This is a genomic window from Bacillus sp. TH50, from assembly GCF_016650565.1.
Lineage (GTDB): Bacteria > Bacillota > Bacilli > Bacillales > Bacillaceae_G > Bacillus_A > Bacillus_A mycoides.
In genome coordinates this window covers 1,647,535-1,673,640 of record NZ_JAEKFM010000007.1, presented here as the reverse complement: position 1 = coordinate 1,673,640, position 26,106 = coordinate 1,647,535, and the positions used below count along the sequence as shown (strand labels likewise).

Here is a 26,106-nt window from a genome sequence, read left to right as displayed (position 1 = left end):
CCCAATCTATATGTATAAGTTAAAACTTGTATAATATATTTTATTATACAAAAAATTCTGATTATTTTAAATATTTATTTTCATAAAAAGAAAAAAAGCGGTCAGAAATTGCTTTCCCTCCGCTTTGTTGAATAGCATTTACTTGTAAGCCATCCTCTATATCAAATGGATTTTGAACTTTAAATATTTCCTCCATTATCTTCAAAAACTCTTCTTCATTTTTAGATTCACCGTTAATCGTAAGTGAATATGGTTCCACTTCTCCCAATTTATAATCAACAATAAATTGAATTCTCACCTTTTTCCTTGGCATCTCAGGACTCTCCCCCTGAAATTCTACTAATTCTAATCCTTCCGTTCCCCGATAGTATATCCATCCTGAATTTTGAAAATAATTTTCGAACGATTCACCAATCGAAAAGAACGGATATTCATAAAGCGAACTTGTACGTACTTTTTGTATAATATCTCGATCAGTCGGAAAAAAGAAATGACTGAAAAAAATACTAGCAACTGCTAAAATAGTAACGATTGTTGCTCCCATTTTACTCGTTCCACCACTATCACGGATGAGATAATTTTCAACCGATTCATCTTTAATTCCCCGTGCTTTTATTCGATATATACGCCTTTCTGCAAATTGATAATATAATCCATTTGCAAAAATCCCCATCCCAAATAGAATGAAAATGAGTAATAAAAACGTAAGAGGCACCATATTAATGATTGGCAATGCTACGTTGAACCCCACATAATAAGAAAATGCATCACATGCTACTAATAACAGTATAAATAAAGCAGCAGGTAAATAATACTTACGATATCCAAGCCAACCTACATTGAAAATAGCAGCCAAACCATTCCAGCTCCACCTAGCAATTCGCTTATTCTCAAGCTCCCATTTTCTTTTGTAATATGGATATTGTCTCCCTACATATACTTCTAATTCTTTGTCTATTAGCGAGCTTTCTTCACCTTGTTCATTATGCAAGTTCCGTTGACAATTTGCACAATTCAACTGATCATTAATACAAGGTCGCCCACAATTTATACATTTCAAAACAATCCCTCTTTCCATCCATACTTCATTTTAATATGCCTTCATGCTTCAATAACCACTCTTTCCTCCATAAACCACCTGCATACCCAACAAGTTTTCCACTCTTTCCTATTACACGATGACATGGAACGATAATTGAAATTGGATTCCGGCTATTTGCCCCTCCTATCGCTCGTACAGCTTTCGTATTCCCAACCTTATCTGCAATATCTAAATATGAAGCACTTACGCCATACGGTACGGTGTAAAGTGCTTCCCATACATTCTTTTGGAATGGTGTTCCTTCAGCAGACAATGGAACTGTAAACTCTTTTCTTTTTCCTTCAAAGTATTCATCTAATTCATTTATACATTGTTCAACAAGTTCATTTTTATGTTCTTCTTTTCTTTCTTCAACAAATATAACAGACGTAATCCCTTTCGTATTCGCTGTAATTTCCAGCAAACCTAATTCACTTTCATAATAAGCCTGATACATATGTCATCCTCCAATTCAATTCATATTAGCCATTGTAACACGAATAGACAAAATTTTTCGTATAAGCGTTTTATTAGGGAAACAAAAAAGAGGATGATACAATGTAAGAAAATTCAATCAAGGGGGATATTTGATGGAGCTTCAACTTTTTTCACCTTATACAATTAAGGACGTTACGCTAAAAAACCGTATCGTTATGTCGCCTATGTGTATGTATTCATCAGAGAATGAGGATGGCCGAGTAACCAATTTTCATCTCATTCATTATGGAACCAGGGCTGCTGGCCAAGTAGGCTTAGTTATGATTGAAGCAACAGCTGTGTTACCTGAAGGACGTATTTCTAACAAAGACTTAGGCATTTGGGATGATAATCTAATTGAAGGCTTACATAAGACGACAGCATTTATACATGATAACGGCGCAAAAGCTGCCATTCAACTCGCTCATGCCGGAAGAAAGGCTGAATTAGAAACGGACGCTTTAGCTCCTTCAGCAATTCCGTTTAACGATGGAATGAAAATACCCGTGGAAATGAGTAAGCAACAAATTAAAGACACCGTATTAGCTTTTCAAAAAGCTGCGTTACGTTCAAAACAAGCGGGATTTGACGTTATTGAATTACATGGTGCTCACGGTTATCTTATTAATGAATTTCTTTCTCCGCTTTCCAATAAGCGGACTGATGAATACGGGGGCTCACCTGAAAATCGCTATCGTTTCTTACGCAAAATCATCGATGCTGTAAATGAAGTTTGGAACGGACCGTTATTTGTTCGTATTTCAGCAAATGATTATCATCCTGACGGGTTAACGGTTCAAGATTATGTGCAGTATACAGGATGGATGAAAGAACAAGGGGTAGATTTAATCGATTGTAGTTCTGGTGCTGTTGTACCCGCACATATTGATGTGTATCCTGGTTACCAAGTACAATATGCTAAACATATTAAGGGGCATGTTGACATCGCGACTGGTGCGGTAGGATTAATTACAACCGGATCACAAGCAGAGCAAATTTTAAATAATAGCGAAGCAGATTTAATTTTTATCGGACGCGAGTTACTTCGTAATCCATACTTCCCAAGAATAGCTGCCAATGAACTTGGCTTTGAATTAAAAGAACCATATCAGTACCGACGAGCACCCGGGAAAATTAAAACTAATAAATAAAACCGAGAAATTATTCTTCTCGGTTTTACTTATTTTATTTCTATAATATCGTTTGAACTATAAATATGAATACCAGATTCTTCACGTAGCGCTGTTATATACATTCCTTTCGCCACATCTTTAGCTGAAATTGGTTTATACTTTTTAAAAGCCCCTTTAAATATAAACGGAAGAATACGAGATAATTTCTCAGCCATTCTTTCTCCAAAACGATATTCTTGTCGATTTCCAACTAATAATGACGGCCTGAAAATATGTATGCCACCAATAACTAGCTTTTTCAGCTCCTCTTCCATTTTCCCCTTCACTTGCGAGTAAAAGAAAAATGATTTAGGTTTTGCTCCCATTGATGAAATAACAAGAAAATTTTGCACGCCTTGTTTTTCAGCTAAGCAGGCAGCTCGTAATGTATATTCATAATCTACTTTTTTAAAATTCGACTTCGACTTCGCTTTTTTTATCGTTGTTCCTAAGCAACTAAAAACATCATCTACTGCAAAAAATTCTTTGTATTCCTCTAATACTGAAAAATCCACCTGTTTCTGTTGCAATTTCTCATGCTGTAATTGTAATGGTTCCCTTACAAAAATAGTAACCGAATCGTAGTAATCTGAGTCAAGTAATAGTCGCGTTATTTCTTGTCCAACTAACCCACTTGCGCCAAGTACTAACGCTGTTCGCTTATTCATATATGTGTATACCTCTTTATTTACTATTCTCTCCTATAGCTAATCGTCGCTAACAGGAGTTTCCGTTCTCCCATTTTACCATAAGTAAAGCACTATGCGTATGCATAGTGCTTTACTTACTCTTTTCTCTTCTTTTTCTTCTGCTGGCAATTTTGTAATTGTTGTAGCATCCCCTAAATTACTTATTAGTCTTCTTAAAAAAATTAAAACAAAAGATAATGGCAAAACAACCGCAAGTATTAATAAGATAGCTTCCATGAAGTAACCCAAGCGCTCATCCCCTTTTTTCTGCTCCCTCCCAATATATGAAAGTAACATTGTCACATATGCACCAATCATAAAATTTAATACCTTTCTTTTTGACAGATTTATTACAAAATCAAATCGTAATGATTATTATTTATTGCAACTTTCATAAAGATGTATTATACTAGGTTCGCAAACTAAAACGTAATTATTCCGTTTTGTATCAAAACGATATTTTCTTCTTATATTTGGAGAAAATATAATTGTAAAAAAGAAAAGAGGAGAATTATATGCCTAAAAAATTAGCTCTATTTTCATTTATACTTATTTTCACACTCATCTTTGCTGGATGTTCTAACAACAAAGAAGGTGCAGCGAAAAAAGATGGGAAACTTTCTGTTTATACAACCATTTTCCCACTCGCTGACTTTGCAAAAAAAATCGGTGGTGATTATGTAAATGTAGAAACAATTTACCCACCTGGTGCGGATTCTCATACATTTGAACCAAGTCAAAAGCAGACTGTACAAGTGGCGAAAGCCGATTTATTTGTTTATAACGGCGCAGAATTAGAACCATTTGCCGAAAAAATGGAAAAATCATTAAAAAAAGAAAACGTAAAAATTGTAAATGCATCTAAAGATATCGAACTTCGTGCTTCATCTGAAGAAGAGCAGCACGATCATGGAGACGGTCATAAAGAAGCTGAACATCATCACGATAAAGACCCACACGTTTGGATAGATCCTACTCTTGCGATGAAACAAGCAGAAAAAATTAAAAATGCACTTGTAGAATTACAGCCTGAACATAAAAAAGAGTTCGAAAAAAACTTCGCGGCACTACAAACAAAATTTACTGATTTAGATGATCAATTTAAAGCAGTTGTTGCAAATGCAAAAACGAAAGAAATATTAGTTTCACATGCAGCTTATGGCTACTGGGAACAACGATACGGTTTAAAACAAATCCCAATCGCTGGAATTTCAGCATCTGATGAACCATCTCAAAAACAGCTTGCTGACATTACAAAAACAGTAAAAGAGCACGGTCTAAAATATATTTTATTTGAAACATTCTCTACTCCAAAAGTAGCATCCGTTATTCAACAAGAAACTGGCACAAAAATTTTACGTTTAAATCACCTTGCTACTATTTCTGAAGATGATGCAAAAAACAATAAAGATTACTTCACTTTAATGGAAGAAAACGTAAATACTTTAAAAGAAGCAACAAACTAATCAACTATATTTTCTAGGCAGCTGAATATGTCATTCAGCTGCCTTTTTATGTATTTATCCTTGACTTGATCGAAATAACAAGTAGAATTATCCATATTAGCTTGTAAGCTATACTAATTTAGAAGGTGAGTTGGAACTATGAATCTTCACATTTGTGAAGTAACAGCAAATAATTGGCGTTCAGTTGCTGCTTTAGACGTAGCAAAAGACCAACAGCAGTTTATTGAAAGCAATGCGTTTTCTTTAGCGGAATCATTATATGAAGAAAACGGAACGTCAGTAGGCTTATATGACAAAGAAACACTCGTTGGATACGCAATGTACGGTTGGTATTCCCAAAAACATGAAAATGTATGGTTAGATCGTTTTATGATTGACCAACAATTTCAAGGAAAAGGATACGCAAAACGCTTCCTTCGCTTACTAATTCAATTCTTGCAACAAAAATTCGAATGTAAAATAATTTATTTAAGTTTACATCCTGACAACAAACACGCAATGGGACTATATGAGTCATTTGGCTTCCGTTTAAATGGGGATATTGATGACGAAGGTCCAGTTGTAGGTGTTGTAATGGAATTACTTATAGATGAAAATACAAGCCTGTGAAAACAGGCTTTTTATTATGCATTTATCAATGTTATGTTTTCTATTTTTAGTTTCTTTCCCTTATATACTTCATTTTTGTAATCTAGTATTACCTCATTAAAATGCTCATAAAAAATAAGCCTGCGATTTACGCAGACTTATTTCACACATTCTTCAAAATGTTCTTGGAACCATTCTTTATTAATATCTCTTCCGATGAAAACTACTTCGCTTACTCGCTCTTCGCCCTCTTGCCACTCTCTATCGTACGAAGCAGCAAATAACGTATGCACACCTTGGAAAACAATACGTTTATCTACTCCATCAATAGATAAAATTCCTTTGTAGCGATATAAATGCTCCCCTAGTTCCTGAACGACAGCTGACATCCACTCATTCAATTTTTGTAAATCTAACGGACGTTCTTCACGTAGTACAAACGATTTTACACCTTCTAGATGGTTATGTTCTGTATGAGGGTAAATTTGCAGCGTATCTTTCGTTTTAAACGTTTGAATTTGTAATAACGATGGAATATCTACCTCACAGTTAGTCGCCTCGATTAACTTTGCAGTCGGGTTAATTCCTTGAAGTTCATGCAAGAGATTTTCTTTCTCATTTTCTTCAATTAAATCTAATTTATTAACTAACACAACATCAGCAAAGGCAATTTGTTCTTTTGCTTCTAGTCCCTTTTCAAAATGTTTATGTATATGATAGCTATCTACAACTGTTACAACACCGTTAATTTGGTATGCAGATTGAATAACTGGATCTAAAAAGAAAGTTTGAATAATCGGACCTGGATTTGCAAGACCTGTTGTTTCAATTACTAATCCATCAAAGTCCATTTTCCCTTCTGCTTTCACATCCAGTAATTGTTTTAAAGCAACAAGTAAATCTTCACGCACAGTACAGCATAAACAACCGTTTGTCATTTCCATAATTTCTTCTTCAACGTTCATAATTAATTGATTATCGATACCAATTTGTCCTATTTCATTTACAATCACTGCTAATTTCTTGCCGTGATCCTCTGATAAAATTCGATTTAATAATGTCGTTTTCCCTGATCCAAGAAAACCAGTTAATATTGTTACTGGAATCATTCCTTACATCTCCTTATAGCTATATGTTTCTACATTATAGCATATAGAGAAAAACGTTTTTGTAGCAAAACATATTTATTGTATGTACGACCCTGTAACTATATAATAATACGTAGTAAGAAAGCCTTTTCAAAAATATTATTCATTCATATAGGGGGTACTTATAGTGGAACGAGTTCAAATGGCCGAAACGCTAGAATTTTCTCGTATTATTCAAGGTTTTTGGCGTTTAGCAGAATGGGATATGCCAAAGCAAGAGTTACTTTCTTTTATTGAAGACTGTATGGATTTTGGGATTACTACTTTCGATCACGCTGATATTTATGGTGGGTATACGTGTGAAGGATTGTTTGGAGAAGCGTTACAATTAAAGCCTTCCTTACGCGAAAATATGCAAATCATCACTAAATGTGGAATCGCTCCCCCATCACCGAAATTTCCAGAACGATATGTTGCTCACTACAATACGAGTGCTGAACATATCATAAAGAGCGCGGAGGATTCATTACAAAACTTACATACAGATTATATTGATGTATTGCTCATTCATCGTCCTGATCCATTCACGGACCCAAACGAAGTGGCAGAAGCGTTCTCACGCTTAAAGCAAGAAGGAAAAGTTCGTCACTTCGGTGTTTCTAACTTTTTACCTTCTCAATTTAATATGTTAAGTTCATATTTAGATTTCCCGCTCATTACAAATCAAATTGAAGTATCTGCGATGCAAATGGAGCATTTTGAAAAAGGTACGATTGATTTATGCCAAGAAAAACGAATCAATCCAATGATTTGGTCACCTCTTGCTGGTGGAGAAATCTTTACTGGCCAATCAGAACGCGCCGTACGTGTACGTGAAACTTTACAAAAAATTGCTACTGAGCTCGGCGTTGATAGCATCGATACTGTTATGTATGCATGGTTACTTGCTCATCCAGCTAAAATGATGCCAATCGTTGGCTCTGGTAAATTAGATCGAGTAAAAACGGCTGCAATGGCAACAAAAGTTAATTTAGACCGCCAACAATGGTTTACAATTTTCGAAAGCTCTAACGGTCATCCTGTACCATAATAAACAAAAAGAAGAGCTGTTGTATTTTATCAAGACCTAATTTTAAAAAAGATAGAAAAATTAAAGGGTTCTACATATTAGATATGACTAATATGTAGAACCTTTCTTCTTTTACTAAAGCCCCCGTTAGTTGAATAAGTAATTTATCACTTTCGAATATATTTATATACGATATAAAAAAACACCTATTAGAAATATATAAGTCATCCCTAATGATTCTTCAACTTCTTTAAAGTCTTTATATTTCAATAGAATCAATTATTCCCCATTTTATTTGGTTAGAAATGCAGTACACAAGTGTCCTGTTTTTACTTTTAAATAATCAAAAAAAGCGAGTATTTTCTACTCGCTAGTTACCTCCACTGTTGGTTTCTGATTTTCCTCTTCCCTTATGCCCATATCAAATTGAATTTTTTTAGATGCCTTGGTATTACATAAACATATTCCAAAATTATCTCTGTAAATTTGAATAGGGAACTTACTAATTGTTGATCAAATTCCACATCATCACCGTGTGCAGCTTCGTTGCCAATATCTTTGATGATAGAAGACATTACTGAAAGAATCGGTGGGATTACACCATTATCTGATAAATATTTCAATTTACGATATAGATCTTTCCCTTCCGCACCTTTATCCTTACACATTCTTTCAAATGTTCTCCTTAAAGCCAGAGATGTTATAGCTCCATCAATATTTCTCACTTTATGTGCTGCTTCAAAAGCCTCTTTCACTCCGGAGGGAAACTTTATTACTTGAGATTCTATTAGAGGATATAATACCTTTTCGCTCCAATATTCTGTTCCATCTGGTCCGCACTCAAAAGTACTTGAGGATTTCAGTTCTAATGTAACTTTCTGACATACTGGACAAAGAAAAAGGTTATAAACATCCCAATATTCCCCGATTTGTATTTCTCCGTAACCTGGTTCATATTCAACTTCAGGAATATTATGTTTATACGTAGTCACTAACTCCATCTGTGTTTTATTTCCACAATGAAAACAAAGTCTAACTTCTTTCATTCCTCCTCACTCTCCTCTCATAAAATTTCTACAATAGGATAGTTTTCCTCTTTAAATATAAAAAAACGAGGAGACACCTATTTTTAGGTCAGTTAACTTGAACGTATCATAATAAAAGATACCCACAAATTAGAACATATCTAATATGTGGGTTATTTTCGGCTTTAAAATTCAACTAAAGCACTCCGTTAGTTGAATAAGAGTTGTAATATCATTACTAATCAAATTTATCTTTATTTAGAAAATACAATTAAATCATTCAATTACAATTACTTCTCCATCCCTTTCCCGTTTATTTGTAAGAGCCCCTCTTATTGGTTATACTAACTTTATTAGGGAAAGTAGTGTTGAGAATGAAAAGAAAAATCTTATTCGGTTCTGCTGCTATTGCCGTTATACTTATTGCCACACTTGGAGTTCGTGAATATGGGGCTCTTAAATATTCAAGCGACAAAGATGACTCAACAAATAGCAACATTGTAGAAGCATCTGAATCCCAAATTTATAATGCTGAAATCGGAGAATGGGTTTCAAAGATGAACGTATTACTTTCCGAACCGATGAACGACCCAAAATTGAAAAAAGCTAGTAACGATGAAGGTTTCGAGTATTACTTGAAGTCACTAGTAGTCAATGATGAATCACCAATCCATTTAATTAAAGGAAATAAAGAATTGGAAAAAGATTATATAAATTTGTTCCTTTTAACAAGTTATATATCTAATAAGCAAGTTGCCCGTACGGTACATTTAGATCCTAATGGTGAAGCAATGGAATCAACAGATTTAGTTAATCAATGGGCACCTACTGATGAAAATACGCGTATTGCATTCGAATACATGAAGCAAATTATCAATGATTTAGACGTTGCAATTAATCATAATGGAAAAGGTGAACTATATGGTGTGACGCATGTATTGAACACGCGTTTGGCTTCGCAACAAACGAAAAAAAAGCCAGTCCTATTCGCTGTAGGACTGGCTTTCGTGTTGTCTTGCTAAATTTCATAACGTTTCGCACTTAAAGTATATCATGATTTAATTTCTCAATCAAAAGTATTGAGTATTCTTTTATCATACTTGTTACGTAAAAAAAGAACCTCTAAGCATACAAGACTTGAATAATATTTTTGTATATGAAAGATTAGTTCTTTTGAAAAGTTTTTTTAATGTATCATCATATTGTGTAGTGTAGAATGAAAAGAAACCTTATCTAAGGAGAACAAAATGAAAATAGAACGTATGTTAACCATTATTGTGATGTTACTTAATAGAAATCGTATAACAGCCAATGAATTGGCTCAAAAATTTGAAGTGTCGGTTCGGACTATTTACCGAGATATTGAAACAATCAATCTAGCCGGAATTCCTATCATTTCCCACTCTGGAAACAATGGTGGATTCAGCATTTATGAAAATTATAAATTAAATCATCAAGTACTGACTCTTAATAATCTGTCCTCCCTTCTTTCTGTTCTCAAAGATATTAATTCCACGGTTGACGACATTGAGCTAGAATCATCCATAGAAAAGTTAGAAAATATCATTCCTAAAAACAAGGCAGATGAACTAAAGCTGCATATGGAACAAATCATCATTGATTTACATCCTTTTGGAGAATCTCTAGAACAAAAGTCATTAGTTAAAACGCTAAGAAAATCTATTACACAGACTGATATACTGACGATTGACTACAGAAATTATAATAATATTGTCAGCAAAAGACGAGTTGAACCTATGTCACTCATATTTAAAAATTATACTTGGTACTTATTTGCTTATTGTCTTTCAAAAGAAGATTTCAGAATATTTAAAGTTTCCCGTATAAGTGATTGTTATATCGAAAATCAATCATTTGAACGTCGAGAAAAATCGTATCATGAGATTAGGACATTATTAAATGAGCAAACAATAATGACAACAATTGTCTTAAAGATTTCCTCCATAATGCAGTCTCGTGTGGAGGATATTTTTAATAAAGAAGATATTTCGGTGTTAGAAACAGGTGAACTTCTTGTTAAAGCTACACTCCCCGAAAAAGAATGGTTGTTCTCTCTCATATTTAGTTTTGGAGAGCATGTAGAGGTCTTAGCTCCAAAAGAAATGCGTGAAGCAATTGCTTCAAAACTCAGATTGATGGCTGAAAAATATCGTTAATTGCGTTTCTCAAAGTTGACAGACTGTTGTCAAATCATCGTGATAATATTGTTGTTATAAGACACATTTATTTTAATTAGGAGGAACATTAAATGACAAACAATTATGAATTTCCAACACCAACACTTATCTCAGTTAACGGTGTGAAACTAGAAGTTTTTGAAGCTGGACAAAAAAATTGGGGGCGACCTATCGTTCTCTGCCACGGATGGCCAGAACATGCCTATTCTTGGAGACATCAAGTGACTCCTCTTGTAGAAGCAGGTTATCACGTTATTATTCCCAATCAACGGGGATATGGAGAATCTTCTTGTCCCAAAGAAGTTACAAAATATGATATTAAACATTTAACCGGTGATCTTGTTGCTCTATTGGATCACTATCAGTACAAAGATGCCATTTTTATGGGGCATGATTGGGGTGCAAGTGTTGTTTGGAGCATGGCTTTGCTGCACCCAGAACGTGTTCGTAAAATGATTAACTTATGCTTGCCCTATCAAGTTCGTGGAGAGAAACCTTGGATTGATTTTATGGAAGAAGTTTTTGGAGACGATTACTATTTTGTTCACTTTAACAAACAACCAGGTGTTGCAGATGCTATACTAGATGAAAATTCATCACAATTTCTTAATAACTTATATCGAAAGAATGCTCCATCACAAGTTCCTGGTAAAGGAATGGAAATGATTAATCTAGCTAAAGCAACCAAGCCATTAGGTAAACCTGTTATGAGTGATGAAGATCTTTCTGTTTATATCTCAGGGTTCAATAAGACAGGTTTCACTCCAAGCATCAATTGGTACAGAAATCTAAATCGTAATTGGCATTTATTAGGTGACGTCTCTCCTATTATTCATCAGCCAACATTGATGGTATATGGCGAGAAAGATATTATTCCGCCACTTCAAAATATAAAAGATTTTGTACCTAATATAGACGTTAAGAGTTTGGACACTGGTCATTGGATTCAAGAAGAAAGACCTGAAGAGCTTAATCAAATGATTTTAAAATGGCTGATAAAATGAGTGAAGCCTTATTTTTTATTAATCAAACAGAATTTATTGATTGGTTAGATATTCATCACCAAACAGCTAGTGAGATTTGGGTAGTTTTTTCAAAAAAAAAGACCAATAAAGCTAGTCTTACTTGGTCAGAATCAGTAGATTGTGCACTGTCGTTTGGTTGGATTGATGGGATACGAAAAACAGTTGATGAAGATAGCTATAAAATCCGCTTTACTCCACGTAAGTCTAATAGCCTCTGGAGTAAAGTTAACGTGCAAAAGGTGCATAAATTAATAGAACTTAATCAAATGAAGCCTGAAGGATTGACTATTTTTAATCAAAGAAATGATCAAACAGGTTATTCTTCCGCTAATAGGAACGTTACTTTAATAAAAGAATATGAGGATGAAATTAAAAAAAATCAAAATTCTTGGAAATTCTTTAATCAGCTTCCGGATTCTTACAAAAGAGATTCTATTTGGTGGGTAATGAGTGCCAAAAAAGAAGAAACTAGGCTAAGAAGATTGAATCGATTAATCGATTCATGGAAAGAGGGAGACATGTTAAGACCGTAGTTTTATCAATCAACAGCATTAATTTATATATACCTGGATTGTTTAGAGAGAAGAATATGTAGCTTTTGAATAAAGTTCGATTAAAAGTAAGTTGCAAACGCTGATTTTATACAGAAAGAAACCAACTGTTTTGAAACAAAGTTTGATCAAAACAGTTGGTTCTTTATTTATCTAGTTTGGTTTTTATAATAAAGATTGATTATTTCTGGTTGCGAATCTTCAATTAAAGCACCCTATAGTTTAAGTAGATTTCTTCACAAACTTGTCTTTTTTAAGCCTAATTAATTATTACTATCTAATTAACGAATATAATATGCATAGGAAAAGAGGATATATGCTCATATATTGAACATAATATCCTCTTATTAGTTTAGTCTATATAGTTCTTTACAGCTCTTCTTTTTCATACGTATTTCTCGTCATTGCAAATACACACATATCCCTTAATCCATTTCCATCCACCGCAACACTTGCGCTTTCTAAAGTACCCTCTAATTTAAAGCCTAATTTCTCTGGTATCGCTCTACTCTTCTTATTTAGAGAATCACAACGAATTTCTACCCGGTTTGCTTTCAGTTCAGTGAAAGCATAATCCGTTATTCCTTTTGCAGCCTCTACCATATAGCCCTTTCCACTAAACCTTGAATCAATCCAATACCCGATTTCAAATTGAGGTATATCCCAATTAATACGATGTAATCCGGCAGATGCAATAAATTCACCTGTTTCGTTCGAAAAAACTAGTAATCTCAAATCCTCACGCTGCAAAAATTGAATATGCGATTTTCTAATACTCTCTTCTATTTCTTCCTCTGTTTGCTCTTTTTGTGCAAAGACCATCCAAGGTTTTAATTCTTGTATTGAAGCTTGAATTGCGTCATATACAACTTTACCATCACCTGGTTTTGGCATTCGAATAAAAAGCCTGTCAGTATAAAATTCAGAAGGAAAATCGAATAATAACGGATTCACTGTAAACACTCCCTATAATTCTTTTATATATAATAATATCCATCTCAAGTTATACAGTAAAGAAATTTCTGAATTTTAAACTTTTTGATCATTCACTTCCATCGCCACACGCACTCCAGATTCAATCGCACCTTGAATCCATCCGTGATACAGCGTTGTATGATCTCCGGCAAAGTATATTCTCCCCTCAGGTTTTACAATGACTGGCTGTAATTCTGATTCTTGGCCAGCTTGAAATAGTGCAAACCCTCCAAGCGCATATGGATCTAATGTCCAACTCTTTGATATTCCAGACATGAACTCATCATATACTTGACCACCTAATATTGTTGCTAAATTTTGTAGTGTGTAATAGATACGATCCCCCTTTGATAACCCATCCCATAGTAATGCATCGTATGACCATGTATAACTCCCTAGCATAATGGCTGGTCCTTTTGAACCGATTCCATGACTTGGATAATACGCATAACGTATAGGAAGATCTGTTATAATTCTCCCACCTAATTGCCCTTGTTCCTCCCAAAAACGACTTTTAAATTGAATTCCTATTTTTGTAGCTGGCATATAATGCAATTCGCGAATTGTTTTCCACTTCGCATGAGATATCGAATCAAATGGATCTACTTCTACAAATCGCATTGTTGAAAAAGGAATTGTAACAATAACTAAATCCCCTGTAATACTACTATATTCAAAAGTTTCCTCGTTCCGGTAATAGGCTGTTACACCATTGGCTTGTTGATGAAGCTTCATTAATTTTTGATTATATATAATATTTTCTTCTAATTGTGGTAAAAAAGACTTTGGTAATCTATCATTCCCACCTATTATTTCACAAAATCCGCTCTCCTCTTGCATAATATATAAAAAACGTAACGTCTCAACGAATGACCTTTCTAAAAAACCTTCTAAATCTAATAGAACACCTATCATCTCAATCGTTACTGGCGAAAAATACGTATTATATTGATAAGGATGATATTTTAAAAATTGACCTGTAGAATATCTCCCAAAATCCTTTACTACAATATCCCAATTTTTCTCTGGGTTCTTTTTTATAAAATTTATAATGGGCTGTACCGCTAACATTAAGAGTTCCTCAGACGTTTTCCCAACTTCATTCATTTCCACAGGATATCTTAAAATACTTGGATCTTTTTCGTATTGTTTTAATGTCGTTTTCCGACCATTTACGTATATAATATCTGTCTCATTCCTATTAATAAAAGGGCTCACCTGTAGCCCAAACTTTCTTATATATGCCATCGTTAATGTATGCGAATACGGAATTCTCATCGCTCCAACATCTAAATATAATCCAGTATATTCCATCCTAACTGTCTCTATGCGGCCACCTACACGGTTGTTCGCTTCAAAAACCTTTACTTCATGCCCTGCTGCTTTTAATAAAGATGCCGAAACTAATCCAGCCATACCAGCCCCTACTACAATGATTTGTTTCGGACGTGTCGTCTTCTTCAATCCCTTATTTATAACTTTTAACGTTTCACCCATCTCATTGTTAAACATTATATCTTTCTGCACAATCCCACCCCTTACTTCATGAAATACAAATTAGTGGTTTAGTGCATTTTATTCATAAATTCACTTAAACATAACACCACCACAATTTGAAAATTCACTAAAAATACATAAGGTGCAGCTCTCCCCCTTCCACATGCTTCATATGATAAACATACAGATAGTAACTGTATGGAAAGGGTGGATACGCATGAAACGTACTTACGATTATCAGGCTACAAAAAAACATTTAGAATTAAAGAAACAGCAGTTATGTAAAAAACTCACTAGCGTTAAACTAACTGAAGAAGAACGCAAGCAAATACATTTAGAAATTGATAACTACGAATATATATTAAACTTAGTCGAAATGAATCATTATGAACGAGGGTTTTCTCATTAAAAGCGGATAAAAAATTATTCACTTTTCCTTTTGAGCATTTCATTACGCATTTTTCGTAAGTAAATATATAATAGGATGTACATTAAGATTGAGAGGTATATTCTATGATCAAATTAAGTGTATTAGACCAATCACCTATTTCAGATGGTAGCACAGCAGCCCAAGCTATTTCGCATACAGTTACGCTTGCACAAGAAGTTGAGAAACTCGGATTCACACGTTTTTGGGTATCCGAGCACCATAATTCAGTTAGCTTAGCTGGTTCAAGTCCAGAAATACTCATTTCACATATTGCCGCGAAAACTGACTGTATTAGAGTTGGTTCTGGTGGTGTTATGCTGCCACATTATAGTCCATATAAAGTTGCCGAGAATTTCCGCGTTTTAGAAGCACTTTATAAGGGCCGCATCGACCTTGGTGTCGGGAGAGCGCCTGGTGGTATGCCGATAGCAACTCGCGCACTTCAAGAAGGTAAAATGGTCTCACTTGATCAATATCCAGAACAAATTGCAGATGTTGCTATGTACTTACATGATCAAGTACCAGAAAACCATCATTATGCAAACTTAAAGGCTACTCCAGTTATCCCAACATCTCCTGAAATGTGGATGCTCGGATCTAGCGGAGAAAGTGCAATGATTGCCGCAAAGCAAGGCGCTTCTTTTGCATTTGCACAGTTCATTAACGGATACGGTGGCCCTGAAGTAATGAAGGCTTACCAAGAACAATTCCAACCTTCCTATTTAGGTGATAAACAAAAATCAATCGTATCTATTTTTGTTATTTGCGGAGAAACAAATGAAGAAGCGGAGAAGATTGCATCAAGCCTTGATTTATCGATTTTACTATTAGAACAAGGAAAACGGACTACTGGTACTCCTTCTATTGAAACTGCTCAAAATTATTCGTATAGTGCTTATGATCTATTCCGCATAAAAGAAAATCGTCAACGTATGATTGTCGGTGATCCGTCTTCTGTGAAAGAAAAAATATTAAACTTAAGCAAAGCGTATAATACTGACGAATTTATGATTGTCACGATTACTCATCAATTTGAACATAAATTAAACTCTTATCGCCTATTGGCAGATGCTTTTAATTTATAATAACGAAAAAGAGATGCATCACATATGATGCATCTCCTCAGGCTGTGGAGAAAGCCTTCTCCACAGCCTATTTTTGTGTCTGAACCTCTTTTTATGTGTCAACACTGATAAAAAAGAGGAAAAGGAGAGATTTCTTATGATGGGTGCTTTAAAAAATCATCGCGACGAGCGTGTATCTGTTTCTGTAGAAGAATTGGTTCCACAAGATCATTTCCTTCGTGCGATTGAAGCGACAATTAGTTTTGATTTTATTGAGGAGAAGTTACGCCCTTATTATTGTGAAAACAATGGCCGTCCGTCAATCCATCCTATCGTTTTATTTAAGATGATGTTTATTGGATATTTTTATGGTATTCGTTCTGAGCGTCAATTGGAAAAGGAGATTAAAACGAACATTGCCTACCGTTGGTTTTTAGGGTTCTCTCTATCAGATACAATTCCAGATCATTCTACAATCAGTTGGAATCGCCGTACTCGTTTCGTTCATACAAATATTTTCGAAGAAATTTTTGATGAGATTGTGAGACAAGCGACGGAGCGCCGTATGGTAGGAGGACGTGCGTTGATGACAGATTCCACACACATTAAGGCCAATGCCAATAAAAATAAATTTGTACATAAATATAAAAAAGAAAAGGCAAAGTTCTATATAGATGAACTAGAAGCTGCGGTAATCGAAGATCGTGAGGCGCACGGAAAAAAGAATTAAAACCTAGAAAGGAAAGTGATACCCCTACTAAAAAAACTCGGATAAGTACAACGGATCCAGATAGTGGATTTTTAATGAGAGATGGAAAACCGAACGGTTTTCATTTTTTAGATCATCGTACGACTGATGCGAAGTACAATATTATTACAGATACCTATATAACGGCTGGAAATATGGCAGATTCCGAGCCGTATTTAGCACGTCTACAAGCTCAAGTTGATAAATTCGGGTTTGAAGTGGAAGCTGTAGCTCTTGATGCAGGCTATTTTACAGGATATATCTGTAAGAAGTTATCAGAAAGAAATATATTTATGGTGATGGGGTATCGCCGATTTGGAAAGAGAAATAAAGAAGTACCGAAAAGCCAATTTAAATATGTAGAAGAAATGAATGCATTTGCTTGTCCGATGGGATGTATTTTAGAATATGCGACAACGGATCGCGAAGGATATCGTCAATATAAATCGAATCCAGAAGACTGCGCTGTTTGTCCGCTACGTGAGGTATGCTTTTCAAAGAAACAAAAACAAAAAGTTATCACCCATCATATATGGGAGAAATATAAAGATATCGCTAGAAAAAACAAACTAACAGCTACAGGGAAAAAGTTGTATAAAGTACGATGTTCAACTATAGAGCGAAGCTTTGCGGATGCAAAAGAACTACATGGCTATCGATATGCTCGGTTTCGAGGGCTGAAATCTGTCCAAATGCAGGCTTACCTCACCGCCGCTTGTCAAAACATGAAAAAAATAGCCCTCCATCTAACCAAAAAGGGGTTGGTGGAGGGCTATTTTTCTAAATTCTACTATTTTTTGTTGTTTTCTTTCGCTAAAATCAAAAAAGATTCCAGAGTGTTGGGAACCCTAAAGGGTTTCCCAACACTCTGAAGAGATGCATCACATATGATGCATCTCCTTTTCTTACTACCAATCAATTGTTTTTGCTTCCTATATATTCAATAGCTTCTTTTAATAACTCATCAAAATTATGAGGGTAATCATGATTTAAGTTAGGCACAACTTTATACTTATGTTCTATATTTTTATCCTTTAATAACTTTACAAATTGCTGTGTACCTTCAAAACAATCTTCATCTTGATCCCCACATATTATATATCCTTTTATGCTTTTATCATGCAATATTCCAATCATTTCTTCCCATTCTTCCATTTCCGGGAGCCACGGTGCCACAAAAATAAAACCGTTCACTTCTATTTCACCTTGTAACATGAAATGTAACGCTACTCTTGCCCCAGCAGAAAAGCCACCAATAATAATATTCTCAAATGGTTTATTCACTTTAATCTTATTGTAATGTCCTTTTAACTCTTCTCTTCCTCTTTCGATATTATCCCAAACATATCCATCTGAAAATTGAATTTGGGAAGATTGAGGCAATGCTAGCATAAAACCTTGTTCCATTACAGAGTTCCAATATGGTTCTATTATTTGTATATTTTCTTGATCCCCATGCAGTGTTATTAGTAGATTTTCAGTTTGTTTGCTGTATTTATATTTCACGTCTGCTTGTTCCGATTTCTTTGCTAATTCTTCTCTTTCTTTACATAATTGAACCATTCTATGAAACTCTTCAAATTTATGTAGTGGTTTTAAATCATCATCGGAAATTAAATACTCACTTCCGTACCAAAATCCATTTTCTATAATTGCTTTCTTCATTAAATGCAACGCTTCTTCTTCAAGTCCTGCTGCACTTGCTAATGCATATTTAAAATTATATATTTGCGCTTCATTACCCATTACATCTTTAGCATTATTCATTATATAAGAATACGCTTCAAAACTTCCTTTATTTGCATAACAATGTAACGTTTCATTTAATAACTTAATATAAGTCATATTATTTTCCATATAGGAATTCCCCCGTAACCTTTTATAATAATTGCTTCTCCAATCTTCCTATCATTCTAGGGTCACGGTATAAATAGTTAAATTCTACAATTTAACTTAACAATACCTGATTCTCAGAATGATATTTAATAGTTAATGTATGTATACGCATAATACACCACTCCTTCCTATCCACTAGTTGTAGTATAAAGCTGAATAAACTGAAAAATCAATATTTTAATAAAAAAAAGACAACAATAATATTATTGTTGTTCTCATAACATCTGCCCACTATTCTTTTTTTCTTATCTGGTTTACTTGAAACTAAATAATGCTTTTCTGAAATATATAAGTTTCTTTTTAATATACGATTTAAATATGGTCCTAGCTTCACTCCGCATATGAGGCGATCTTCGCTATCTTCAACAATTGGGAACATTTCTTTTTCTGTTACATATTGATCTACGGCCTTTTGTACGATATCAATTTCTTTAACTAGGTTTAAATTTTCTTCTGTATGTTCAAATACTTCAAGCGTTTCCTTCGTTATCAGAAAAAAATTTGTTGGAAATGCAGGTAAATAGGGCTTTAACAAATCATAATTTACTGTGTAATCATCATTTACTAAAACTGTATAAACGATATTAGCATTCGTTTCTAGAAACTTCGCCATCGCTTGTTCTAATTCATCTTTCGTAATTTCCCTATCTTCTTTTCCAGTTCTGAAAAAGCGAAACATTGTATCGCCTCCTTTTTACTATATTATAGCATAAAAGAAAACTGAAAAATTATAAAAAACTCTATTGAAAGAATTTTTCAATAGAGTTTTTCTTTAATCCATTTATGTTTATTTTAAGAATGCACTTAACATCCATACATGTTGTTCTAATGTCGTATGAATTGCTAATAGCATATCAGCCGATGTTTCATCATCAGCTTCATCAGCTACTTCCATACCTTCTTTTAATTCTTGAATAAGTGCAGAAAAATCGTTTACTAAAATTTGCACCATTTCTTCTGCAGACTCTTTGCTTGTCCCTTCGATTACAGTTGAAGTTGCTAAATACTCTTTCATTGTCGCTAACGGTTTTCCTTCTAACGCTAAAATACGCTCTGCTAACTCATCAATGTATGTTCCTGCTTCATTATAAAACTCTTCAAATTTCTCATGTAATGTAAAGAAGTGCGGTCCTGTCACATACCAATGATAATTATGCAGTTTGACATATAATACATTCCAGTTTGCTACCTGCTTGTTTAATACTTCAACAACATTCGTTTTCGTACTCATACAATCCACTCCTCTTATCATGTTACTATCTTTTAATGACCTAACTTCATTTTACCATACATTCCCTATTCTTTTGAATGAACAGCTTATATGTAACAAAGTTTTAACAACCTTAATATTTCCCTAATATCATATAATTCATGTATCCTTTCAACTACTTCATATGTCTAATTGTCCAAGCTCACACATATGCATAATAGTAAGTCAAGCTCATCATAGAAGAAAGAGGGATAACATGGACAATCAACAATGGCAAGTAGCAAAGAAAGTCGCTGCTACTTATATCGGAACGGTCGTTGGAGCTGGATTTGCTACTGGGCGAGAAATTGTCGAATTTTTTACAGTTAACGGATTGTACGGAACCATTGGCATATGTATAAGTGGATTTTTTTTTATTTGGCTCGGTACAAAAATGATGTTACTTTCATCACAAATCGGGGCATTTTCAGCGCAAGAATTTAATAAATATTTATTTGGGGATGTATTTGGAAATGTCGTAAATACTTTATTATTACTCGTATTATTTGGCGTAACTAGCGTTATGTTATCAGGAGCCGGGGCAGTATTTGAAGAACAACTTCGTCTCCCGAGACAACTTGGTATTTTCATCACAGTCATCGCCTGCCTCATTATTGGGAGCCGGGGATTACAAGGTGTTTTTGAAGTGAATACACTTGTCGTACCTATTATGATGATTTTCATTATCGGACTTGCTATTACAACCTTTATTCATGGTACAACTCCTATTATTGACACCGTTCCTACAGAAAGTTGGAATATGAAATGGATTACTAGCCCTATTACATATGTTGCATTAAATCTGTCTCTCGCCCAAAGTGTTCTCGTCCCATTGGCCAGTGAAGTAAAAGATCGAAAAGCTATTTTATGGGGTGGTATTTTAGGCGGCGCGGGGCTTTGCTTTATTTTATTATGTAGCCATCTAGCAATATTATCCGTTGAACAATTTTATCAATATAACATCCCAATGGCTGAAGTTGTAAGAAGGTTTAATGCAACTTTCCATTTTTTCTTTGTTCTTATCATTTTTGGTGAAGTATTCACAACATTAGTTGGGAATATATTCGGAATGACAAAACAAATGCAATCCATTACCGGATGGAAAAGTAATAACATTATTTACTTCATATTACTAATTAGTTATTGCTTTAGTTTCATTGGATATAGTGAATTACTTCATATTCTATACCCAATTATCGGTTGGGTGAGCATCATTTTACTACCGATTATTGCCTTTAAACAACTTCAAAAAACATAAAAAAACATCCGTGTATACGGATGTTTTTCATCTTCATTCACAGTCTTCACATACTTCCCAGTACGGCCCCATTTCTACTGCAAGATATGGCTTTAATTGCAAACGAATCATTCGACTTGGCATGCGTTCCAATACGAATTGAATGCCGTCTTCCTCTTCATCCAACTCAACTTTTGAAATAGCAATTCTTTGCATAGTAGTAATAGGGCTTCCATCTTTATATAAAGTGATTTTCACCTCATCATACTCATTAAAATACAATTCAACATTCATTTGCTTTTTTAACATTTCATCAACAATTTCATAATTATCATTTTGTTCCTGGATTATATATTTCCAGCCGCCTCTATCCAATTCTATCGGAGCAGCTTGGAATAATGTCATCAAATCCTCGTATAGCATAAGATAACCCCTCTCTTACTAAAAAAACGATGAGTATTTTATATACCCTTTATCTCTATCACTATCCATGTTTATTGTACCATATATCACGAATCTTACTGCATTCATTTGCTTTATATACACATACAAAACATATAGTATTTTCAGTTCACTCTCTATTCACTAGTACGTCCTCTTACTGATAACTTATCACTTTCCTTATTTCCTACACACTACTTATAACTCTTAAAAAACCACAAAAAAGAAGAGTAATTTATATCACTCTCCTCATAAGACTTTTCCTGTAGCTACTAATGCTAACACTATAATTAAACTTGCAAATAATAGTGATACAATTAAACTAAAAATCGGTAATATTTTCTTTTCATTCTTCTTAAATAATAACCTTAAACTAAGAATGATATTTAATGGAACAAATATAAAATAAAAGTATTTAACGATTTGTAATGAGCTATTTGAAAGTGTTTTAAATACAAACACTTCAATTAAAAAAGCAACAAAGAATAAAATGCTTAACCAAAACGAGACATAGCTAAGCCAAGAATGTCTTTTCGTTCCCCAATACACTCCCATACTGATCTCCTTTAAACGTAGTCTATATTATATTAATTATACACCCGCTTAACAAATTCCTCTATTTTTCGACAAACATTAAATACATTGAACCTCTAATCCGTTTATCAGCTAAAAGACTGTCTCTAATAGCACTAATGCTATTTTGAGACAGCCTCCCCTTTTTATACTTTAAATCTTTCAATTAATACTTGTAACTCTTCAGCCATTTGAGATAGTGTACCAGCCGCAGAACCAATTTCTTCCATAGAAGCTAACTGCTCCTCAGCTGACGCTGCAACACTTTGTGTACTCGTCGCATTATTTTGTGCCGTCATAGCAATTTGACCAACCGAAATAGATACTTCATTTGCACCTTTTGACATCCCATTAGCTGTTTCAACCATCGTTTTAATTTGGTCAGCAATTTCATTTGTAGATTGTAAAATTTCAGTGAAATTTTGTTTTGTTTCATTTGCAATAACAAGTCCAGATTGCACTTCTTCATTTACATTATTCATAGATTTTACTGTCTTACTCATATCATCTTGTATTTCACAAATTAATTTACTAATTTCACTTGATGATACACTAGATTGTTCTGCTAATTTTCGTACTTCATCAGCAACAATTGCAAAGCCTCTTCCATGCTCACCAGCTCTTGCAGCCTCAATTGCTGCATTTAAAGCTAGAAGATTTGTCTGATCTGCAATATTTTGAATAACTTCTAAAATATCACCAATTTGCTTTGATTTGTTATTCAACAACTGAATAACAGCATCTGACTGTGAAACAGATTCCGCAATAGATTGCATTTGATTTACTGTTTTTCCAACTAGCTTTCCACCATCTTCTGCTTTTTCGCGAGTGTGAGCAGAAGCAGTATTAATAGATGATGAGCTATTTGCTACATGCTGAATCCCTTCTGTTACATCAAACAGTAACATAGCACCATTTTCTACGCTTGCTGTTTGCGTCGTTGCACCACTTGATATTTCATCCATTGCTGATGTAATTTGTTCAGTCGCTTCACTCGCTTGTCTCACACTTGCTGTTAACTCTTCAGATGCAGCTGCAACATGCCCTGCTGAAGTATTAATTCTTCCAATTAACGTTCTTAGTGAATCTGTCATTTCATTAAAACCTTTTGCAAGTTGACCGATTTCATCGTTTGAATGAATTTCAATTGTTTGCGTTAAATCTCCTTCACTTATTTCTTTAGAAGTGGCAACTAATCTCTTTAAAGGTTTTGTAATAGAAAGAGTTACGAAATAAATAAGTGCCCCTCCTACAACTAATGAAATAAGCATAACAATTAACATATTATAAAATACAGGCTGAGCAGCTTCAATTACTTCATTTGAGTACATCGTTCCACCGATTTTCCAACCTGTTTTTAAGTTTGTAGCAAATACCATTTTCTTTTCACTACCATCATACGTGTATGAAAAAGTGCCTTGATTATCTTCGTAAATTCTCTTTGCCCAAGAATCAGCTGCTTTATCTCCTGGTTTTTCTTGAGGATGCGCAATTATTTTTTGTTTTCCATCTAAAATGAAAGTATATCCTTTTTTACCAATATTGATTAACTTTGTTGTTTTCAATAAATTCTCTAAACTTAAATCTACCGCAACAACACCATTTTTATCTTCTGTTTGTTTCGCAATCGTTACGACAATATGTCCATTTCCTTTCGCCTTATACGGTTCAGTGACCACGATTCCACCTTGTTTACTCACTGCATCTTTATACCAAGAACGAGTTGTTGGATCATAATCTGCTGCCATTTGTATATTTGGTTCTTGCACAAACTTCTTATCATTGCCGGCAACATATACTTGTTCAATATCTTTATTTAAATTAATATATTGAGATAATACCTTTCTTAATTCATCTTGATTATCTCCTTGATACATATCACTATGAATCACTCGTGCAAAGTTATTTACTTCGTTAAATTTCGCCTCAATCATTTGATTGATTAAATTATCTAATATTTTTATATTATCGTGAGCACTACTCGTAATTTGTGATTCAAAATTCTTTTTAGCCGTTTGATAAGACATTCCTCCAATAATAGAGACAGCCGCAATTAAAATTATCAAAAATGAAATTAATAGCTTTTTTGCTACTTTTATATCTCGAAACCACCTTAACAGTTTACTCATTATAAACCTCCTGTATTTAAATATTAAGTTTTAAAGATAAATAACCAATTATGAATATATCCCATTCCCTATCCTCTATTTTTACAATTCGTTTTTGATAAACACCTTGTAAAGTTTAAACAAATATCCCCCCTTTGTCTATATATATGAATAATATTATTATAAAATTTACAAATACAAAAAACCAAAGGAATAGTCCTTTGGTTTTTTACATTTTTTTATGTTGTTTAGAAATCTTCTTCCATCTATCTCGTTCCGCCCTTGCCAGAGTAATGTTTTGTTTTCTCATAACATATGCCAATTCTCTTTGCAGCTTTTTATAGCTTAGTAAGCGCTCTACGGGTATAGTTCCGTTATCTATAGCATTTCGCACTGCACATCCTGGTTCACCTTCATGTTTACAATCTCGAAAGCGGCAAGTATTTGCAAGATCTTCAATATCGGAAAATGTAGTTTGAATTGCCGTGCTTCCTTCCCAAAGCTGAAGTTCCCTCATACCAGGCGTATCAATTACTAAACCGCCACTCGGTAATTGGAACAATTCACGGTGAGTTGTCGTATGCCTTCCTTTACTATCTTCTTCACGTATATCTCCGGTTTTTGCTACATCTGTTCCTATTAATGCATTTAATAAAGTAGATTTCCCTGCACCTGAAGATCCAACTAAAGCAATTGTTTTTCCTGGTGAAACAAATTGTTGCAATAATTCTATTCCGACGTACACTAAGCTATCAACAACAAATATAGGAACACCGATTGCTACCGCTTCAGTTTCTGCAATTTTCTGTTCCACATCTTCACATAAACTACTCTTCGTTAAAACAATAACAGGCATTGCACCACTCTCATAAGCCACCAGCAAATAACGTTCCATCCTTCTTACGTTGAAATCATGGTTAAGTGCATTCACTAAAAATAGATAATCTACATTTGTTGCGATAATTTGTTCTTCAGTTCTGTTACCAGCTTCTTGTCTTGAAAAAGAACTTCTTCTCGGAAAAACACGGTGAATAATTGCCTTTTTCTCATTTTCTATTTTCTTTATATACACCCAATCCCCAACTGCCGGATAATCTCCCTTCGTTAACGCTTCATGACGAAACTTCCCAGACAGTTCCGCTACATATTCACCATCATTACAAATAATCCGATATATATGCTTATGCTCAAGTAAAATACGCCCTACTTCATAGTTCTCTACAGCTTGTTCTTCAAAAAAAGAATCCCATCCGAAAGATTCTAAAATATTTTGATCCAAATTGATATCCTCCCTAGTTTGAACTTAGTGGAAGGATTGTGCGCTCACTTATAGAGTATCGCCCTTTCCGTCCACCTTTGTATTTGATTTATTATTCATATAAGTTAATTTCGCCATAATACATCACCCCGTTCTAATTTTAATTACTCTCATTATATGGAATATCCCATTAAAAAGCTA

27 protein-coding genes are annotated in these 26,106 nt (G+C 34.2%); 12 read left to right on the top strand and 15 right to left on the bottom strand.

What is annotated here, in order from left to right:
• Positions 1-61: 61 nt before the first annotated feature.
• Positions 62-1,060 carry a DUF2628 domain-containing protein gene (locus JFU23_RS25675; RefSeq protein ID WP_201033033.1) on the bottom strand — a complete coding sequence of 333 codons (999 nt, stop codon included), beginning with the start codon at positions 1,058-1,060 and terminating at the stop codon, positions 62-64.
• A gap of 25 nt (positions 1,061-1,085) precedes the next feature.
• Positions 1,086-1,538 carry a methylated-DNA--[protein]-cysteine S-methyltransferase gene (locus JFU23_RS25670; protein WP_002031467.1) on the bottom strand — a complete coding sequence of 151 codons (453 nt, stop codon included), beginning with the start codon at positions 1,536-1,538 and terminating at the stop codon, positions 1,086-1,088.
• A 133-nt stretch (positions 1,539-1,671) separates the two neighbouring features.
• On the opposite strand from JFU23_RS25670, the gene namA reads away from it, so the two are divergent.
• Positions 1,672-2,709 (top strand): NADPH dehydrogenase NamA, encoded by a 1,038-nt coding sequence (gene namA, locus JFU23_RS25665; protein WP_201033032.1) that lies wholly within the window; start codon positions 1,672-1,674, stop codon positions 2,707-2,709.
• A 29-nt stretch (positions 2,710-2,738) separates the two neighbouring features.
• Here the strand turns inward: namA and JFU23_RS25660 are convergent, their stop codons facing one another.
• Both JFU23_RS25660 and JFU23_RS25655 read right to left on the bottom strand, forming a co-directional pair.
• The gene (locus JFU23_RS25660) at positions 2,739-3,398 is read right to left on the bottom strand and encodes an oxidoreductase (protein ID WP_002031464.1); all 660 of its coding nucleotides are present in this window, start codon (positions 3,396-3,398) and stop codon (positions 2,739-2,741) included.
• A gap of 75 nt (positions 3,399-3,473) precedes the next feature.
• The gene (locus tag JFU23_RS25655) at positions 3,474-3,737 is read right to left on the bottom strand and encodes a hypothetical protein (protein ID WP_201033031.1); all 264 of its coding nucleotides are present in this window, start codon (positions 3,735-3,737) and stop codon (positions 3,474-3,476) included.
• A 197-nt stretch (positions 3,738-3,934) separates the two neighbouring features.
• On the opposite strand from JFU23_RS25655, the gene JFU23_RS25650 reads away from it, so the two are divergent.
• Positions 3,935-4,885 carry a metal ABC transporter substrate-binding protein gene (locus JFU23_RS25650; RefSeq protein ID WP_201033030.1) on the top strand — a complete coding sequence of 317 codons (951 nt, stop codon included), beginning with the start codon at positions 3,935-3,937 and terminating at the stop codon, positions 4,883-4,885.
• Positions 4,886-5,023: 138 nt separating this feature from the next.
• The gene (locus JFU23_RS25645; protein WP_201033029.1) at positions 5,024-5,494 is read left to right on the top strand and encodes a GNAT family N-acetyltransferase; all 471 of its coding nucleotides are present in this window, start codon (positions 5,024-5,026) and stop codon (positions 5,492-5,494) included.
• Positions 5,495-5,631: 137 nt separating this feature from the next.
• On the opposite strand, the gene JFU23_RS25640 is transcribed toward JFU23_RS25645, so the two are convergent.
• The gene (locus JFU23_RS25640) at positions 5,632-6,582 is read right to left on the bottom strand and encodes a CobW family GTP-binding protein (RefSeq protein ID WP_002086082.1); all 951 of its coding nucleotides are present in this window, start codon (positions 6,580-6,582) and stop codon (positions 5,632-5,634) included.
• Positions 6,583-6,748: 166 nt separating this feature from the next.
• Between JFU23_RS25640 and JFU23_RS25635 the strand changes: the two genes are divergently transcribed.
• The gene (locus JFU23_RS25635) at positions 6,749-7,651 is read left to right on the top strand and encodes an aldo/keto reductase (RefSeq protein WP_201033028.1); all 903 of its coding nucleotides are present in this window, start codon (positions 6,749-6,751) and stop codon (positions 7,649-7,651) included.
• 389 nt (positions 7,652-8,040) lie between these two features.
• On the opposite strand, the gene JFU23_RS25630 is transcribed toward JFU23_RS25635, so the two are convergent.
• The gene (locus JFU23_RS25630; protein WP_201033027.1) at positions 8,041-8,676 is read right to left on the bottom strand and encodes a DUF4145 domain-containing protein; all 636 of its coding nucleotides are present in this window, start codon (positions 8,674-8,676) and stop codon (positions 8,041-8,043) included.
• A gap of 353 nt (positions 8,677-9,029) precedes the next feature.
• Here JFU23_RS25630 and JFU23_RS25625 point away from each other — a divergent pair, with 353 nt between their 5' ends.
• From JFU23_RS25625 to JFU23_RS25610, 4 genes are all read left to right on the top strand, one after another.
• Positions 9,030-9,677, top strand: a complete 648-nt coding sequence (locus JFU23_RS25625) for a hypothetical protein (protein WP_157404896.1) — start codon at positions 9,030-9,032, stop codon at positions 9,675-9,677.
• 225 nt (positions 9,678-9,902) lie between these two features.
• Positions 9,903-10,832 (top strand): helix-turn-helix transcriptional regulator, encoded by a 930-nt coding sequence (locus JFU23_RS25620; protein ID WP_061675446.1) that lies wholly within the window; start codon positions 9,903-9,905, stop codon positions 10,830-10,832.
• A 92-nt stretch (positions 10,833-10,924) separates the two neighbouring features.
• Complete coding sequence (locus tag JFU23_RS25615; protein ID WP_098635367.1) at positions 10,925-11,857, top strand: alpha/beta fold hydrolase; 933 nt, start codon at positions 10,925-10,927, stop codon at positions 11,855-11,857.
• A complete protein-coding gene (locus tag JFU23_RS25610) occupies positions 11,842-12,411 on the top strand; it encodes a YdeI/OmpD-associated family protein (protein WP_234816581.1) in 570 nt (189 codons plus the stop codon). The genes JFU23_RS25615 and JFU23_RS25610 overlap by 16 nt, the downstream gene beginning before the upstream one ends.
• A 387-nt stretch (positions 12,412-12,798) precedes the next feature.
• Here JFU23_RS25610 and JFU23_RS25605 read toward each other — a convergent pair whose 3' ends face one another.
• Both JFU23_RS25605 and JFU23_RS25600 read right to left on the bottom strand, forming a co-directional pair.
• Positions 12,799-13,383, bottom strand: a complete 585-nt coding sequence (locus tag JFU23_RS25605) for a GNAT family N-acetyltransferase (RefSeq protein ID WP_002126982.1) — start codon at positions 13,381-13,383, stop codon at positions 12,799-12,801.
• 75 nt (positions 13,384-13,458) lie between these two features.
• Positions 13,459-14,931, bottom strand: coding sequence for a flavin monoamine oxidase family protein (locus JFU23_RS25600; RefSeq protein WP_201033026.1), 1,473 nt, complete (start codon positions 14,929-14,931; stop codon positions 13,459-13,461).
• Between the two features lie 187 nt (positions 14,932-15,118).
• Between JFU23_RS25600 and JFU23_RS25595 the strand changes: the two genes are divergently transcribed.
• The 3 genes from JFU23_RS25595 to JFU23_RS25585 all read left to right on the top strand — a co-directional run bounded on the left by JFU23_RS25595 (position 15,119) and on the right by JFU23_RS25585 (position 18,015).
• Complete coding sequence (locus JFU23_RS25595; RefSeq protein ID WP_002012420.1) at positions 15,119-15,310, top strand: DUF3896 family protein; 192 nt, start codon at positions 15,119-15,121, stop codon at positions 15,308-15,310.
• Between the two features lie 104 nt (positions 15,311-15,414).
• The gene (locus tag JFU23_RS25590; protein WP_201033025.1) at positions 15,415-16,416 is read left to right on the top strand and encodes an LLM class flavin-dependent oxidoreductase; all 1,002 of its coding nucleotides are present in this window, start codon (positions 15,415-15,417) and stop codon (positions 16,414-16,416) included.
• 136 nt (positions 16,417-16,552) lie between these two features.
• Positions 16,553-18,015 (top strand): IS1182 family transposase gene (locus tag JFU23_RS25585; RefSeq protein ID WP_374191743.1). Its coding sequence is split into 2 segments (ribosomal slippage): positions 16,553-17,114 and positions 17,114-18,015, totalling 1,464 coding nucleotides; the frame shifts between segments, so codons are not numbered across the junction.
• A gap of 43 nt (positions 18,016-18,058) precedes the next feature.
• On the opposite strand, the gene JFU23_RS25580 is transcribed toward JFU23_RS25585, so the two are convergent.
• The 3 genes from JFU23_RS25580 to JFU23_RS25570 all read right to left on the bottom strand — a co-directional run bounded on the left by JFU23_RS25580 (position 18,059) and on the right by JFU23_RS25570 (position 20,270).
• A complete protein-coding gene (locus JFU23_RS25580) occupies positions 18,059-19,000 on the bottom strand; it encodes an alpha/beta hydrolase (protein WP_201033024.1) in 942 nt (313 codons plus the stop codon).
• Positions 19,001-19,208: 208 nt separating this feature from the next.
• Positions 19,209-19,718, bottom strand: a complete 510-nt coding sequence (locus tag JFU23_RS25575; protein ID WP_201033023.1) for a DUF3939 domain-containing protein — start codon at positions 19,716-19,718, stop codon at positions 19,209-19,211.
• Between the two features lie 108 nt (positions 19,719-19,826).
• Positions 19,827-20,270 (bottom strand): Dps family protein, encoded by a 444-nt coding sequence (locus JFU23_RS25570; RefSeq protein WP_002012416.1) that lies wholly within the window; start codon positions 20,268-20,270, stop codon positions 19,827-19,829.
• Positions 20,271-20,505: 235 nt separating this feature from the next.
• Here JFU23_RS25570 and JFU23_RS25565 point away from each other — a divergent pair, with 235 nt between their 5' ends.
• Positions 20,506-21,546: a YkvI family membrane protein gene (locus JFU23_RS25565; protein WP_002031445.1), complete on the top strand. Its 1,041-nt coding sequence runs from the start codon at positions 20,506-20,508 to the stop codon at positions 21,544-21,546.
• 33 nt (positions 21,547-21,579) lie between these two features.
• Here the strand turns inward: JFU23_RS25565 and JFU23_RS25560 are convergent, their stop codons facing one another.
• The 4 genes from JFU23_RS25560 to rsgA form a co-directional block, all read right to left on the bottom strand.
• Positions 21,580-21,948, bottom strand: coding sequence for a DUF3979 family protein (locus JFU23_RS25560; RefSeq protein ID WP_002086098.1), 369 nt, complete (start codon positions 21,946-21,948; stop codon positions 21,580-21,582).
• Between the two features lie 267 nt (positions 21,949-22,215).
• The gene (locus tag JFU23_RS25555; protein ID WP_016102175.1) at positions 22,216-22,521 is read right to left on the bottom strand and encodes a hypothetical protein; all 306 of its coding nucleotides are present in this window, start codon (positions 22,519-22,521) and stop codon (positions 22,216-22,218) included.
• Positions 22,522-22,685: 164 nt separating this feature from the next.
• On the bottom strand, positions 22,686-24,668 hold the full coding sequence (locus JFU23_RS25550; protein ID WP_002012412.1) for a methyl-accepting chemotaxis protein: 1,983 nt from the start codon (positions 24,666-24,668) through the stop codon (positions 22,686-22,688).
• Positions 24,669-24,876: 208 nt separating this feature from the next.
• Positions 24,877-25,926 carry a ribosome small subunit-dependent GTPase A gene (gene rsgA, locus JFU23_RS25545; RefSeq protein ID WP_201033022.1) on the bottom strand — a complete coding sequence of 350 codons (1,050 nt, stop codon included), beginning with the start codon at positions 25,924-25,926 and terminating at the stop codon, positions 24,877-24,879.
• Positions 25,927-26,106 lie beyond the last annotated feature (180 nt).